Annotated in this window: 13 protein-coding genes; 5 read left to right on the forward strand and 8 right to left on the reverse strand. The window is 72.8% G+C overall.

What is annotated here, in order from left to right; all coding sequences use genetic code 11:
• Positions 1-26: 26 nt before the first annotated feature.
• The 8 genes from ACIBW6_RS15195 to ACIBW6_RS15230 form a co-directional block, all read right to left on the reverse strand.
• Entirely contained in the window at positions 27-440 is a 414-nt protein-coding gene (locus ACIBW6_RS15195; protein WP_399059765.1) for a DUF3151 domain-containing protein, read from the reverse strand.
• A 46-nt stretch (positions 441-486) separates the two neighbouring features.
• Positions 487-1647 (reverse strand): MalY/PatB family protein, encoded by a 1161-nt coding sequence (locus ACIBW6_RS15200; protein WP_399059766.1) that lies wholly within the window; start codon positions 1645-1647, stop codon positions 487-489.
• 92 nt (positions 1648-1739) lie between these two features.
• Entirely contained in the window at positions 1740-2771 is a 1032-nt protein-coding gene (gene fbaA, locus ACIBW6_RS15205; protein WP_399059768.1) for a class II fructose-bisphosphate aldolase, read from the reverse strand.
• Between the two features lie 157 nt (positions 2772-2928).
• Positions 2929-3483 (reverse strand): orotate phosphoribosyltransferase, encoded by a 555-nt coding sequence (gene pyrE, locus ACIBW6_RS15210; RefSeq protein ID WP_399059769.1) that lies wholly within the window; start codon positions 3481-3483, stop codon positions 2929-2931.
• A gap of 10 nt (positions 3484-3493) precedes the next feature.
• Entirely contained in the window at positions 3494-4282 is a 789-nt protein-coding gene (locus ACIBW6_RS15215; RefSeq protein WP_399059770.1) for an aldose 1-epimerase, read from the reverse strand.
• 26 nt (positions 4283-4308) lie between these two features.
• Positions 4309-5205: a carbon monoxide dehydrogenase subunit G gene (locus ACIBW6_RS15220; RefSeq protein ID WP_399059771.1), complete on the reverse strand. Its 897-nt coding sequence runs from the start codon at positions 5203-5205 to the stop codon at positions 4309-4311.
• Positions 5206-5703: 498 nt separating this feature from the next.
• Positions 5704-7239 (reverse strand): polyamine aminopropyltransferase, encoded by a 1536-nt coding sequence (locus ACIBW6_RS15225; protein ID WP_399059773.1) that lies wholly within the window; start codon positions 7237-7239, stop codon positions 5704-5706.
• Between the two features lie 127 nt (positions 7240-7366).
• Positions 7367-7891: a DUF2617 family protein gene (locus ACIBW6_RS15230; RefSeq protein WP_399059774.1), complete on the reverse strand. Its 525-nt coding sequence runs from the start codon at positions 7889-7891 to the stop codon at positions 7367-7369.
• Between the two features lie 293 nt (positions 7892-8184).
• On the opposite strand from ACIBW6_RS15230, the gene ACIBW6_RS15235 reads away from it, so the two are divergent.
• The 5 genes from ACIBW6_RS15235 (at position 8185) to ACIBW6_RS15255 (ending at position 14666) form a co-directional block, all read left to right on the forward strand.
• Positions 8185-8481, forward strand: a complete 297-nt coding sequence (locus tag ACIBW6_RS15235; RefSeq protein ID WP_399059775.1) for a hypothetical protein — start codon at positions 8185-8187, stop codon at positions 8479-8481.
• 310 nt (positions 8482-8791) lie between these two features.
• A complete protein-coding gene (locus ACIBW6_RS15240; RefSeq protein ID WP_399059776.1) occupies positions 8792-9961 on the forward strand; it encodes a pyridoxal phosphate-dependent aminotransferase in 1170 nt (389 codons plus the stop codon).
• A 202-nt stretch (positions 9962-10163) separates the two neighbouring features.
• Positions 10164-12110 carry a cobalamin-dependent protein gene (locus ACIBW6_RS15245; RefSeq protein ID WP_399059777.1) on the forward strand — a complete coding sequence of 649 codons (1947 nt, stop codon included), beginning with the start codon at positions 10164-10166 and terminating at the stop codon, positions 12108-12110.
• Positions 12097-13905 carry a non-ribosomal peptide synthetase gene (locus ACIBW6_RS15250; RefSeq protein WP_399059778.1) on the forward strand — a complete coding sequence of 603 codons (1809 nt, stop codon included), beginning with the start codon at positions 12097-12099 and terminating at the stop codon, positions 13903-13905. Before ACIBW6_RS15245 ends, ACIBW6_RS15250 begins: the two co-directional genes overlap by 14 nt.
• Positions 13902-14666: a thioesterase II family protein gene (locus ACIBW6_RS15255; protein ID WP_399059779.1), complete on the forward strand. Its 765-nt coding sequence runs from the start codon at positions 13902-13904 to the stop codon at positions 14664-14666. The genes ACIBW6_RS15250 and ACIBW6_RS15255 overlap by 4 nt, the downstream gene beginning before the upstream one ends.
• The last annotated feature ends 38 nt before the right edge of the window (positions 14667-14704 follow it).

The following is a 14704-nucleotide window of genomic DNA, read 5'->3' on the forward strand; positions in this document are numbered from 1 at the left end:
GGCGGGCCTCACCGTCCGTGACCGGCTCAGCCGAGGGTCTGCGCCGCCGCCGGCGAGGAGTCCTTGAGGAACTGCGCGCAGCGCTCGTGCTCCTCCTGCTCGCCGATGGAGCCGGCCGCCCGGGCCAGGGCGTGCAGGGCGCGCAGGAAGCCGCGGTTCGGCTCGTGCTCCCACGGCACGGGCCCGTGGCCCTTCCAGCCGGCGCGCCGCAGGGAGTCGAGGCCGCGGTGGTAGCCGGTGCGCGCGTACGCGTACGACTCGACGACGCTGCCCCGCTCGAACGCCGCGTCGGCGAGCTGCGCCCAGGCGAGCGAGGAGGTCGGGTACTTGGCGGCCACCTCGGCCGGCGGCGTCCCGGCCGCGAGCAGCTCGCGCGGCTCCGGGTCGTCGGGCAGGTGGGTCGGGGGCGGTCCCCCGAGCAGGTTCTCGTGAAGGCTCATGGTTTCCAGTCTGCGCCATCCGGGCGCCTGTCCTCCACGTGGGTGATCAGTCACGCCCGGTGACGGTGCGCACGCCCCGCACCAGCGCGTCGATGCCCGCCTCCGCCTTGCTCCGCGGGCAGCCGAGGTTGAGCCGCACGAAGCCGGGCGCCCCGTAGGTGCCGCCCGGCATGACGGCGACCTTCTCCTGCTCGACGAGGACGCGCTGCAACTCCTCGTCGGCGGTGACGCCGAGCGGCCGCAGGTCGACCCAGGCCAGGTAACCGGCGTCCGGGGGCGTCCACTTCAGCTCGGGGAAGGCCGCGTCGAGCCGCTCCTGGAGCAGCCGCAGATTGCCGTACGTGTAGGCGCGCAGGGCGTCCAGCCAGGCGCCGCCCTCGCGGTAGGCGGCGATGTGGGCGGTCAGCGTGAGCACGGCCGGGGAGCCGAGGCCCTCGCCGGTGTTCATCCGCCGGACGAACGCGGCGTGGTCGTCCGGGTCGCCGACGAACCCGTAACTGCCGCTGAGCGCGGGGAAGTTGAAGGATTTCGTGGCCGAGGTGACCAGCGCCCAGCGCACCCCGTCGGCGTACCGGGTCCACGGCAGGTGGGTGTGCCCGTCGTGGGTGAGGTCGGCGTGGATCTCGTCGCTGATCACCGCCACGTCGTGGGCCCGGGCCAGCTCCGCGAACCGGCGCAGCTCGCTGTCGGTCCAGACGCGGCCCGTCGGGTTGTGCGGCGAGCACAGGATCAGCACGCGGCTGTCGGGGCGGGCCAGCTCCCGCTCCAGGCCGGCCCAGTCGTCGGGGCCGACGGTCCGCATCTCGCGCCCGAGCCCGGTGACCGCCTTGCGGAAGCCGTCGTAGGTCGGGGTGTGCAGGACGACGCCGTCACCGGGCCCGGTCCACATCCGCAGCAGCTGCGATATCTGGTTGAGGACGGACGGGGCGTAGACGAGCCGGCCGGTGTCGACGTCGGTGGCGTACCGGGTGCGGAACCAGTCGCGGACCGCGCCGCGGAAGTCCTCGTTCTGCCAGTCCGTGTAGCCGAACACCCCGTGCGCGAGGCGCGCGCCGAGGGCGCCCAGCACCTCGGGCGCACAGGCGAAGTCCATGTCGGAGATGGTGAACGGCAGCAGGTCGGGGACGGGGAAGCGGTCCGCGATGCCGTCCCACTGCACGCACCAGGTGCCGTGCCGGTCGACAGGGGTGTCGAAGTCGTACGTCACTTTCGGGGGCACCTCCGGGCATGGCGCGGGCCCGGCGCCCCGAAGGACGGCCGGGCCCGCACACGGTCTGGTCAGGGACTACATGGTGCGTACTACTTGATGCGCGTGCCCGTCGAGCGCAGGCTCTCGCAGGCCTCGACGATGCGGGCGGTCATGCTCGACTCGGCCTTCTTGCCCCAGACGCGGGGGTCGTAGGTCTTCTTGTTGCCGACCTCGCCGTCGACCTTCAGGACACCGTCGTAGTTCTCGAACATGTGACCGGCGATGGGCCGGGTGAAGGCGTACTGGGTGTCGGTGTCGAGGTTCATCTTCACCACGCCGTTCTCCAGCGCCGTGCGGATCTCCTCCAGGGTGGAGCCCGAGCCGCCGTGGAAGACGAAGTCGAACGGCTGGGAGCCGGCCGGCTTGCCGTACTTCTCGGCGACGCCCGCGTTCAGCTCGGCGAGCAGGTCGGGGCGGAGCACGACGTTGCCCGGCTTGTACACGCCGTGCACGTTGCCGAACGAGGCGGCCAGCAGGTAGCGGCCCTTCTCGCCCAGGCCGAGCGCCTCGACGGTGCGCACCGCGTCGTCGACCGTGGTGTAGAGGTTGTCGTTGATCTCGTGCGAGACGCCGTCCTCCTCACCGCCGGTCGGGGTGATCTCGATCTCCAGGATGATGTTCGCGGCCTTGGCCTTGGCGAGCAGCTCCTCGGCGATGGCGAGGTTGTCGGCGAGGGTCTCGGCCGAGCCGTCCCACATGTGCGACTGGAACAGCGGGTTCTGGCCCTTGGCCACGCGCTCGGCGGAGATGTCGAGCAGCGGGCGCACGTACCCGTCCAGCTTGCCCTTGGGGCAGTGGTCGGTGTGCAGCGCGATCTTGTTCGAGTACCGGGCGGCCGCGACGTGCGCGAACTCGGCGAGCGCCTGGGCGCCGACCACCATGTCCTTCACACCCTGGCCCGAGAGGTACTCGGCGCCGCCGGTCGAGATCTGGATGATGCCGTCGCTCTCCGCCTCCGCGAAGCCCTGGAGGGCCGCGTTCAGGGTCTGCGTCGAGGAGACGTTGATGGCCGGGTAGGCGAACTTCCCCGCCTTGGCCCGGTCGAGCATCTCGTTGTACTGATCCGGGGTTGCGATGGCCATCTGCCGACTCCTCGTGAAGCGCGCGATTGCGGGTTTGGGTTGTTTCAGGTGTCTCGACCGGTGGTCCGACCCTCACCAAGTCCATGGGGTGACGTCATCGTCGCCCCCATCCTTCCAGACGCGGCGCCGGACCGGGGGCCGGGCCGGGTCCGGGCGCTCAGTCCAGGCCGAGCTCGTCCTTGGAGAACGCGAACAGGTACGGCACTCCGGCGCCCTCGGTGATCTTCTCGGCGGCGCCGGTCGCGCGGTCCACGATGGTCGCGACGCCGACGACCTCGGCGCCCGCCTCCCGGACGGCCTCGACGGCGGTCAGCGGGGAGCCGCCGGTGGTGGAGGTGTCCTCGACGACGAGCACCCGGCGGCCCTTGATGTCGGGGCCCTCCACCCGGCGCTGCATCCCGTGCGCCTTGGCGGCCTTGCGGACGACGAACGCGTCGAGGCGCTGCCCGCGGGCCGAGGCGGCATGCAGCATCGCACCGGCGACGGGGTCGGCGCCCATCGTCAGCCCGCCCACCGCGTCGTACTCCAGCTCCGCCGTCAGGTCCAGCAGCACCTGCCCGACGAGCGGGGCGGCCTCGCCGTCGAGGGTGACGCGACGCAGGTCCACGTAGTAGTCGGCCTCCAGGCCGGAGGAGAGCGTCACCTTGCCGTGCACCACGGCCTTGTCCTTGATCTGCTTCAGCAGCGCCGCGCGCACGTCGTTCGTCGTCATGACTACGAGCTTAAAGGCGCCGCCAGGACCAGGTCGTGGTGGCCTCCAGCGGCTCCACCGGGGTGACCAGGCGCGGAGCGGTGTTCAGGCCGTTCGGCGGGCCGGTCTGCGGCTCGACGCAGACGGCCGCCTCCTGCTCGTCGTAGACCACGACCCACTGCTCGCGACTGGCGACCGTCAGCTCCAGGGCGCCGGGCCAGGTCAGCGTCACGTCCACGCCGTCGGGCATCCCGAAGCAGTCGTCCCAGGGGCCGGGCTTCGGGGCGGTGCGGTGGCCGGTGGGCAGGTGGTCGTCGCCGCGCTCCTCCTGCCAGGCCGGCTCGAAGGCGAGCTCCACGCCGGCGCCGCCGAACGTCCGGTTGAACCAGGGGTGCCAGCCTGCCTGCGCCGGGAATGAGTCGCCGTACGTCTCGACGCCCAGGGTCAGCGTCAGCGCGTCCTCGCCGAGGGCGACGATCTGCGTGACGCGCCCGCTGTAGGGCCACGGGTCGGTGAGGTCGTACGTGAAAACGGCCTCGGTGCCGCTGACGCGGGCCGTGGTCCACTCGGCGTCCCGGGCGAAGCCGTGGATGGCGTGCGGCGGGGAGTTCAGCGGCATCTGGTGGAGCTGCCCGCCGTCGCGAAATTGCCCGTCCCTGATCCGCCCACACCACGGCACCATCGGGAAGCAGCCGTAGCGCTCCCCCTGCCGCAGCAGCTCGGCCCCGGCGATCTTCAGGCTGCTGATGCGGCAGCCGTTGCCCGGCGCCACGGTCACTTCCGCGTCGCCCGCGGTCAGCGTCGTCTCTCGAATCGTCACGGTTGCCGAGCCTATGCCGCGCGCTGTCAGCGGCGCCTGCGCAGCGCTCGTCCGACGACGATCGCGGAGGCGAGCGCGAGGGCGGCGGCGGGCGCGGCCCAGCGCAGTGTGGCGCTCGCGGTGACGCCCTCCGGCGCGGGCACCGGGGCGTACCGGCCGCGCGGCGGCGCGTGGTCGACCTCCTCGGCGCTGCGGCCGATCATCGTGCGGCGGGCGTGGGCGGCGGCCGGCTCGGGCGGCAGCTCGCCGCCCTCGCGCGGGGCCTCGTCCGAGGCGGGGTCCAGGGAGGGGGGCGGGACGTCGGTGTCGAAGAGGGAGGCGTGGGCCGTGGCGGGGCCGGTGCCGTCTCCCGCGCCGTCGAGCTCGTCGCCCTCGGCGGTGGGGGCGGGCCGGTCGAGGTCGTCGCCGTCCAGGAGCTCGTCGCCCTCGTCGCCCTCGTCGTCCTCGTCGGCCCCGTCTTCGAGGGGGTCGAGCGCGTCGTCCGGCTCCTCCTCCGAGCCGGGCTCCTGTCCGGCCGCGCCGAGGTTCCCAGCGAAACGGTTCAGCAGCCGGTGGACGGCCGCGGCCACGGCCTCCGGCGGGAGGTCGGTGACGCGGCCGTCCCCGGAGCCGGTGCCGGTGAAGGTGAGTGCGGAGCCGCCGTCGGAGGCGCCGACCCGGGCGGTCAGCGCGAACCGGACGCCGCCGGTGCCGCGGGCCTCGGTGCCCTCGCCCGTCATCGCGTACGAGCCGTCGGGCTCCTCGGTGACGCGGACGCTGCCGCGGTACGTGATGGTGTGCCCCTCGATACGTACCTTGAGGCGGCCTCCCTCGCCCGACGCGTCGCGCTGGAACCCGGGCAGGGCCCGGGCCACGCGAAGGGGGTCGCAGAGGACCGCCCGCAGGGACTCCGCCGGAACCGGAACGAACACCTCATGCTCCATGGCACCCGAGCGTAGCGACTCCGTCGGTTCAGGGGGTCTTCTTGGGGGCGGCCGGGTGGGATTTCGTTGCGGGGTGCGGGTGCGGACGCGCCGTAGGGGGCGGCGGGTCTGATCGCGGGTGCGGGTCCGGTGGGGGCTGGTCGCGCAGTTCCCCGCGCCCCTGGAGGCTTGCGGCTTCGCCGCTGCCTCAGGGGCCCGATGAGATGGCGCACGAAGTGCGCATCTCAGGGGCGCGGGGAACTGCGCGACCAGCCCCCACCGGAGGTGCAGACGAACGGGGGCGCACGCAGTGCGCCTTCCAGGGGCGCGGGGAACTGCGCGACTAGCCCCCACCGGGGCGCGCCCGAAGAACTGCCCAGGGGCGCGGGGAACGGCGCGACCAGCCCCCACCGGAGGGGCAGACGAACGGGGGCGCACGCAGTGCGCCTTTCAGGGGCGCGGGGAACTGCGCGACCAGCCCCCACCGGGCCGCGCCCGAGAGAAGACGGATCGTGCGGGTCAGTCGTCGTAGCGCGGGCGCAACAGCGTGGAGGGCGGATGTCCCGGCTCGGCCCGAAGCGGCCGCACCCCGTCGACGCGGGGTACCGCAAAGCCCCCCACGACAACCCCACCCCCACCCTCCCCACCCCGGTAGGCCACCACCCGCAACCCGACGGACCGCACCGTACTGACCACCGTCCAGAACCGCCCGGACGACACCGCCCCACCCCCCACCGCAACCCGCCCACCCCCACCGAGCACCCGCCCCACCAGCCCGTAGAACTCCTGCGAGTAGAGCGTCGTACCGCCCGCACCCCCGGGCCCGGGCAGATCGCAGATCACCACGTCGTAGGCGCGGGACGCGGGCAGCTCCCGGAGCCGCTCGAAGACGTCCCCCGTGCTCACCCGGACCCGCGCGTCCCCCAGCGCCCCCCGGTTCAGCGCCCGCAGCCCCGGATCGGTCCGGGCGAGCCGGACGAGCCCGGGATCGGTGTCGATGACGTCGACCCGCCGCACCCCGGGCCGGCTCAGCACCTCCCGCACGGCGAGCCCGTCGCCCCCGCCGAGCACGAGCACCCGCGCATGCGGCCCCCCGCGCATCACCGGCCCGACCAGCGCCGCGTGCCGGCGCGCCTCGTCCCGCGCGCCGGCCCGCAGCCGCCCGTCCAGGTACAGGGCGAGGGGCCGGGACCCGCCACCGGTGAGGACGACCTCCTGCACCGTGGTCCGCTCGGCGACCCGCACGTGCGCCCCGAACATCGCCTGCCGCGCGGCCCGCTCGAAGTCGTCGACGAGGACCCACGCCGCGCCGAGCAGGCTCAGCACCACGACCTCGGCGACGAGCACCAGCCAGCGGCCCCGGACGCTCAGGTCCCGCCGCAGCAGGCCGAGCACGAGCGCGCCGCCCGCCACCGCGTTGACCACACCGGTCAGCAGCGCGCCCGTCAGCTGCCCGAACACGGGCAGCAGCAGGAAGGGGAAGGCGAGGCCGCCCACCAGCGCGCCCACGTAGTCCGCCGCGAAGAGGTCGGCGACGGCGCCGCCCGCGTCCTGGCGTCTGATCCGCTGGATGAGCACCATCAGCAGCGGCACCTCGGCGCCGATCAGCACGCCGATCCCGAGCGAGAAGGCCACGAGGAGCCAGCGCGAGCCCTCGGTCCACGCCCCGTCCCGCCCGCCGGTCCAGGCGAAGACCGCGTACAGCGCCATCGCGCTGCACCCGCCGACCAGCGCGAGCGCGGCCTCGACGAGGCCGAACCCGACGGCGGCGCGCGGCCGCAGCCGCTTGGCGGCCAGCGAACCGACGCCCATGGCGAAGACCATGACGGAGAGCACGACGGAGGCCTGGGTGACCGAGTCGCCCATGAAGTAGGTGGCGAGGGCCACCAGTTCGAGCTCGTAGACGAGCCCGCAGGCCGCGCAGACGAAGACGCAGACCAGCACGAGGAACCGGCCCACGCCCGGCGTCACCGGGAGCGGGGCCCGGCCGGGCTCGCTCGCCGGCCGGGACACTCCGCGTCCAGCGGGCGGGGCGGACACGTGCGGTTCGATCACGACTGGCACGCTACGTGAACGCCCGACCGCGTCTCGTCACCCACACGTGTGGATCCGGCGCATCGCACGCATACTCCGCCGGGCCGCCGGCTCCGCCGGACGCCCTCTTCTCTCGGCGCCCCGCGGCCTACCGCCCCACCCCCGCGGGCATCCGCGCCACCACCCGGCTGCGGGTGGCGACCAGTTGGCCGTCCTGCGGATAGGCGTGCCAGGTGCGCCAGCGGACCTGGCCGTCGTGGTGCTGGGCGAGCATCGCGGTGAAGGCGTGCGGGCTGCCGGGGAAGACGCCCGCGATGCCGTTCGGGTGGTCGGCGACCAGGGCGAGCAGCTCCTGGGCCCGGCCCGCGAACTGGCCCTCCGTCAGGTTCTCCACCCGCGCGGCGAACTCGTACTCGCAGTCGCCGACCCGCTTGGCGACGCCGAGCGGGAGCGGGGTGCTGCTGCCCGGGATGCAGGCGACGGTCTCCGAGCAGCTGCCGTGCGCCTCCTCCAGGAGGACCTGGTGGGAAGCGCCGAGCAGCCTCAACTGCAGTCTTGCTCCGCCGAGTTCGAGGTCGAGCGTGGCGAGGGCGGGGAGCGGCTCGCGCCCCAGCGCCCAGGCCAGGTCGGCGGCGTTCGTGTCGGTGTAGGCGGTGTTCAGGGTCGTGAGCATGGTCGGCTCCGCTAGCACGCAAAGGGAGATGGGGCCGGCTACGTCATGGGGACCGGCTCGTGCCCACGCGAACGCGAGGAGAACGTAGTACGGGGGCTGAGTTGACGGTTAAAGGGAAACATGGGCGGTGGCGCCCTCACCGCGTTTTTACCCAACTTCGGAGGGTTTCCATCCCCCCGAGGGCTCCACAGTTCAACTGTTCAACTGTCGCCGTCACCTTTCGCGCCCAACTCACCCCTGCCGGGCGTCAAGGGGAACGTGCGTGCGGCCCGCGCGGGTCGAAAAACTGCCCCGTGTCAGTCGCCTCCGCGCGGGCCGCACACCCCCGGCCGTGCCGTCAGCTCCCGCCGCCGCACCCGCCGCCGCCACCACAGGACGAGCCACCCCCGCCGCAGGACGAGCCGCCCCCGCCGCAGGAGGACCCGCCACCGCAGGAGTGCCCGCCGCCGCACGACGAGTGGTGGCCGTGGTGGTGCCCGGAGGACCCGGACGAGTCCGCGATCCCGCCGGCGCTCCCCGCACCCCCGGCCCACCAGCTGCTGCTGCCCGCGCCGCGCGCGCCGCGCCCCTTCTTGGGCGACGGCCGCTGACCGCGGCCGCCCGCTCGGGCCGTCGCGGCGACAACGGCGACGACCAGACCCACGAAGACCACCGTGACGACTGCTCCCATCACGGGCCCTCCTCTCTCTACCCCCGTGTCCCCCGAGGGGCGCCCCGTGCGGGCGTGCCAGGGGGATGCCCGCGCCCCCTCCCGCCCAAAGCAGAGTTGAGCAACTCCAGAGCTTTCCCGGCCCCGGCCGCCCGCGGGACGCGCCGCCCGGCCCCGCACCCGCGCCTGCCCGGCGTCCGACAGGATGGGGGGTGCACGCTCGGGATCGGCTGGCGAGGAGATGGTGGTACATGAACGGCAGGCGCGGCAGGCCGCTGCTCAACCGCAGGCTGGACGGGTTCGGGACGACGATCTTCGCGGAGATGTCGGCCCTGGCGGCACGGACGGGGGCGATCAACCTCGGTCAGGGCTTCCCGGACACCGACGGCCCGGAGGCGGTGCGCGAGGCGGCCGTGCGGGCCCTGCGCGACGGCCGCGGCAACCAGTACCCGCCGGGCCCCGGCGTCCCCGAACTGCGGACGGCCGTCACCGCGCACCAACACCGTTTCTACGGCCTGGAGTTCGACCCGGACACCGAGGTCCTCGTCACGGCCGGCGCCACCGAGGCGATCGCCGCCACGATGCTCGCGCTGCTCGAACCCGGCGACGAGGTCATCGCCTTCGAGCCCTACTACGACTCGTACGCGGCCTGCGTCAGCATGGCGGGCGCCACCCGCGTCCCGCTGACCCTGCGCGCCCCCGGCTTCCGCCCGGACCTGGACGCGCTGCGCGACGCGGTGACCGACCGGACCCGGCTGCTGCTCCTCAACTCCCCGCACAACCCGACGGGCATGGTGCTGACCCGCGAGGAGCTGACGGCCATCGCCGAACTGGCGGTGGAGCGCGACCTGATCGTGGTGACGGACGAGGTGTACGAGCACCTGACGTACGACGGCGCCGAGCACATCCCGCTGATCTCCCTGCCGGGCATGCGGGAGCGCACCGTCGCCATCTCCTCCGCCGGCAAGACGTTCTCCTTCACCGGCTGGAAGGTCGGCTGGGTCACCGCCGCCGCGCCGCTGATCGGGGCCGTCCGCACGGCGAAGCAGTTCCTCACGTACGTCTCCGCCGGCCCGTTCCAGTACGCGGTCGCGGAGGCGCTGGCGCTGCCGGAGTCCTACTTCACCGGGTTCCGGGACGAGTTGCGGGTCAAGCGCGACATCCTCGCCGACGGGCTCACGGCCGCGGGCTTCGAGGTCTTCCGGCCGCAGGGCACGTACTTCATCACCACCGACATCGCCGGACTCGGCGAGAAGGACGCTCTCGCCTTCTGCCGCGCCCTGCCGGAGCGGTGCGGGGTGGTCGCGGTCCCCGCCTCGGTCTTCTACGACGATCCCGAGGCGGGCCGGGGCCAGGTGCGCTTCGCCTTCTGCAAGCGCGAGGACGTGCTGCGCGAGGCCGCCGCCCGGCTCGCGCGGTAGTCCGGCGCGCCGCGTCGCCGACGATCCCCCCGGCAGAGGCCCGTCGACGACGAACGAAGTTCATCCTGAATCCCTTCGCTCCCCGGACAACGAACTAAATTCGGCGCTCCACCGAAAGTTCCGTCCGTCCTCTAGCATGGCGCGCGGCGGTCCGGCCAACTGCCTGGAATTGCCGCTTCCATTCTCCAGAGAGGCGAGCGAAGTGAAGAAGGTCCTGCTCGTTGAACTGTCCGTGTTCGAGCGCATGACACCCCTGGCCTCGGGTTATCTCCAGGCGTACGCCACCACGGATCCGGTGGTGCGTGACGCCTATCGATTCGAGCGGTACACGACGGTCGCCAAGGCGTCCCGGGCGGAAACGGCCCGGGATCTCCTCCGGGCCGAGGCCGACGTGTACGGATTCAGCTGCTACGTATGGAACATGGGGCTCGTGCGGTCCCTGATAAAGATTCTCCGGGAAGCCCGGCCGGACGCCCACATCATTCTCGGCGGCCCCCAGGTGATGTCCCAGGGCCTGCGCTATCTGGACAGCGCGGACGAGCGCACCGTGATCTGCAACGGCGAGGGCGAGATCACCTTCACCCATTACTTACGCGCGCTCACCGAGAACTCCCCGCGCCTCGACGAGGTCGGCGGACTCAGCTTCTACCGCGACGGCGACCTGGTCACGACCGAGAAGCAGGCCAGGATCAAGGATCTGGACGAGGTGCCCTCGCCCTTCCTGACCGGCGTCTTCGACTCCGCGTACAGCATCGCCATCCTGGAGACCAACCGCGGCTGCCCCTACCACTGCGGGTTCTGCTTCTGGGGCGCCGCCACCAACGACCGGGTGCACCGCTTCGACGAGGAGCGGGTCCGCGAGGAGATCGCGTGGACCGCCCGGAACGAGATACTTTTCCTCTTCATCGCCGACGCCAACTGGGGCATGCTCGCCCGGGACGTCGACATCTCCCGGCACATCACGGACTGCGCCCTGGAACACGGCGCACCCAACGTCGTCTACTTCTCCGCGGCGAAGAACAAGCCGCACGCGGTCACCGAGATCACCAGCATCTTCCAGAACGCGAACCTGATCGCCTCGCAGCCCGTCTCGCTCCAGACGCTGGAGCCGAAGAGCCTCGATCTGATCGCCCGCTCGAACATCAAGCTGAGCGCGTTCGCGGAGATCCAGGAGGACCTGCGCGAGAAACAGATAAGTTCCTACATCGAACTGATCTGGCCACTGCCGGGCGAGACCCTGGAATCCTTCAAACGCGGTATCGGGACCCTGTGCGAGAACGAGGCGCAGACCGTGATCGCCTATCCGCATCTCCTGCTCAACAACACCCCCATCTTCCACAGCGCGGAGAAAATGGGGATCGTGAGCCGGGCGGCCGGCGGCGGCGCCGCGGAGGCCGAGGTCGTCATCGGCACGAAGGAAGTCTCCGTACCGGAATTCGTCGACGGCATGTATTACTTCTACGCCTTCCACGCGCTGCACAACACGCGCAGCCTGCGGGCCGTCAGCCGCTACCTCGTGAAACAGCGCGGGATGCGCTACGAGGACATCTTCGCCGCCTTCGCCGCGTACCTGCGCGAGCAGGGCGAGGACGACCCGGTCTTCGCGTACGCGGCGGAATCGATCCGCGACGCCGACTACTACGACGTCAACAACTACGGCTACTACATCCACTCCGTACTCCACGAGCACCGGGAGACGTTCACCCGGCACGTGCGCGACTTCGCGCGCGGCCAGGAGTGGTGGGCGGACCGCAAGGTGCGCGCCCTCTTCGAGATCGACCTGCTCAACCGGCCCTACATGTACAGCAACACCCCCATGGACGTGCGGGCCGAGGACCTCCAGGAGCTGCGACTGCTGCGCGAGGGCCCCCGCAGCCACACCGTCCGGGTCCCGGCGGAGCACCTGGCGGAGCTGGCCGACGCCGTCCAGCTCCAGGGGATGCCCGCCGACGGCGTGTTCACCGTCGAGCACAAGCGGCTCCAGTACCCGTTCATGCCCACGCAGAGCCGTGACCACAGCGGCTCCTACTGCCACGGAATGATCGAGAAGGTCGGGAACGTCATGCCGTTCTGGTTCCCCGCCGACGCCGGCCGGCCGGCCGGCGCTCCGTCCGGCGAGAAGGGAATCCACGCCCATGCCGCGCTCTGACATCGGTTCACTCAACGACCTCTTCGCCGAGCACGTCCAGCGCGGCCCCGACGCGCCCGCCGTGGCCTACGGGCCCGTCACCCTGACCTACCGCGAGCTGGACCGGGTGACGAACGCGCTCGCCGCGCGGCTGCGCGAACTCGGCGTGCAGCGCGACCGGCCGGTCGCGCTGCGGGCCGAACGCAGCGCCGGTCTCGTCGTCGGCATGCTCGCCACCGTCAAGGCCGGCGGCGCCTACCTCACCCTGGACCCGGAGCTGCCGCCCGCCCGGCTGCGCACGGTCCTGGAGGAGTCCAAGCCGGTGGCGCTGCTCGCGGAGTCCGGCGGCGAGGACCCCAGCGGCCTGGGCCTGCCGGTGCTCGCCGTCGCCGGGTACCTCGGCGACGACGTGCGGCGCGACGCCGCGCACGACGTGCGGGTCGACGGCGGCGCCACCCCCGACGACCTCGCCTACATCGTGTACACCTCCGGCTCGTCCGGCCGGCCGAAGGGCATCTGCGTCACGCACCGCAACGTCGCCCAGCGCACCCGGGACGTGGACTACCTGCGGTTCGCCCCGGGGGACCGCGTCGCCCAGATAGCCAACGCGGCCTTCGACTCGGCGACCGTCGAGGTGTGGGGCGCGCTGCTGAACGGCGCCGAGCTCATCGGCTTCGACCGGGACACCATCCTCTCGCCGGGCCGGCTGGCCGCCGCCCTGCGCGAGCGGCGCATCGACACCATGGTGGTGGCGACCCCGCTCTTCAACCAGCTGGCCGCGGACGACCCCACGACGTTCGCCACGGTCTCCCAGGTCCTCGTCGGCGGCGACGTCATGGCGGTCGGCCCGGCCAACGCCGTGGCGGCACAGCCGGGTTGCACCCTGCTGAACGGGTACGGCCCGGCCGAGTGCACGACGCTCGCCACCGCGCACCACGTCACGCCGATGCCCCCGGACCAGCTCCGCGTCCCGATCGGGCGCCCCGTCGCGCACACCACCTGCTACGTGCTCGACGACGCGCTGCGGCCCCAGCCGGCCGGCACCCCCGGCCAGCTCTACATCGGCGGGGACGGCGTGGCCCGCGGCTACCTCGACCGCCCGGACCTGACGGACGAGCGGTTCCTGCCCGACCCGTTCGCGGCGGAGCCCGGCATGCGGATGTACGCGACCGGGGACCAGGTACGCGAACTGCCCGACGGCTCCCTCGACTTCCTCGGCCGGACCGACTTCCAGGTCAAGGTCCGCGGGTACCGGGTCGAGACGAACGAGGTCGACGCCACGCTGCTGCCGCGTCCCGGCATCCGGGAGACGGTGACGGTCGCCGCCGCCGACCCCGCGAGCGGGGACACGGCGCTCGTGACGTACTACGTGGCGGAGGCCGGCGCGGCGGTGGAACCGGACGGGCTGCTGGCGTTCCTGCGGGAGCGGCTGCCCTCCTACATGGTCCCGGCGCGGCTGATCCCGCTGCCCGCGCTGCCCAAGAACGCCAACATGAAGGTCGACCGCGCGCAGCTGCCGCCGCCGGGGACGGGCGCGGCCGCGGCTGCGGCTGCGGCTGCCGTGCCGGAGAGCCCGGCCGAGGAGGCGCCCGCCGGGCTCGACGACGAGATCGCCGTCCTGATCGGGCAGCTCCTCGACGTGCCGCGCTTCGGCCGCACGGAGAACTTCTTCGACGCGGGCGGCCAGTCGATGCTCGCGATCCGGCTGCTCACCCAGGTCGGCCGGCGCTTCGACGTCGCCATGACGCTGGCGGACTTCTTCGAGGACCCCACCGCGCGCGGCATCGCCGACCACATCCGGGGGCAGCGGGGGTGAGCGACGAGACGTGGTTCCCGCCGTGCCGTCCCGCCTCGGCACCGGCGCCGGTGCTCGACGCGGACGCCGTCCAGTTGTTCTGCCTGCCGCACGCCGGGGCCGGGGCCGCCACCTACCGGGAGTGGCCCGCCGCGCTGGCCCCGCGCATCGAGGCGATCCCCGTGCAGCTGCCGGGCCGCGAGAGCCGCCACCGCGAACCCGCCCGGCGCAGGGCCGGGCAGCTCGTCGAGGAGCTGACCGGGCCCCTGGCGAGCCGCGCGGGGCCGGACTTCGCGCTGTTCGGGCACAGCATGGGCGCCCTGCTCTGCTACGAGCTGGCGCACGCGCTGACCGCGCTCGGGCGGCCCCCGCGTCATCTGTTCGTCTCCGGGCTCGGTGGGCCGCACCTGCCGTTCGCGGGGCCCGTGCTGCACGAGAAGACGGACGACGAGCTGATCGCGGCGGTCGCCGAGATGGAGGGCACGTCGCCGGAGGTGCTGGGCCAGCCCGAGCTGGTGCAGTTGCTGTTGCCGCTGCTCCGGGCGGATCTCACGGTGTGGGAGACGTATGTGCCGCGGCCGCGGGGGGCGTTGCGGGTGCCGGTGCCGATCACCGCGCTCGGGGGGCGGGCGGATCCCGGGGTGGGGGTCGATCGGCTCCGGGCGTGGGGGGAGTTGACGTCCGTCGGGTTCGCCGTGGAGGTCTTCGACGGGGGGCACTTCTTCCACCATGACGGGGCGGACGAGGTGGCGGCGGTGATCCGTAAGACGCTGCTGGACTGAGTCCGGGCCGGGGCGGGTCGGGGCGGGTCGGCGCCCAC

This window comes from Streptomyces sp. NPDC049813 (assembly GCF_044465085.1).
GTDB lineage: Bacteria > Actinomycetota > Actinomycetes > Streptomycetales > Streptomycetaceae > Streptomyces.

Coding starts and splice junctions, on each gene's coding strand:
- ACIBW6_RS15195 (WP_399059765.1), bottom strand. CDS start 440: ATGAGCCTTCACGAGAACCTGCTCGGGGGACCGCCCCCGACCCACCTG.
- fbaA (WP_399059768.1), bottom strand. CDS start 2,771: ATGGCCATCGCAACCCCGGATCAGTACAACGAGATGCTCGACCGGGCC.
- pyrE (WP_399059769.1), bottom strand. CDS start 3,483: ATGACGACGAACGACGTGCGCGCGGCGCTGCTGAAGCAGATCAAGGAC.
- ACIBW6_RS15220 (WP_399059771.1), bottom strand. CDS start 5,205: ATGGAGCATGAGGTGTTCGTTCCGGTTCCGGCGGAGTCCCTGCGGGCG.
- ACIBW6_RS15230 (WP_399059774.1), bottom strand. CDS start 7,891: ATGCTCACGACCCTGAACACCGCCTACACCGACACGAACGCCGCCGAC.
- ACIBW6_RS15240 (WP_399059776.1), top strand. CDS start 8,792: ATGAACGGCAGGCGCGGCAGGCCGCTGCTCAACCGCAGGCTGGACGGG.
- ACIBW6_RS15250 (WP_399059778.1), top strand. CDS start 12,097: ATGCCGCGCTCTGACATCGGTTCACTCAACGACCTCTTCGCCGAGCAC.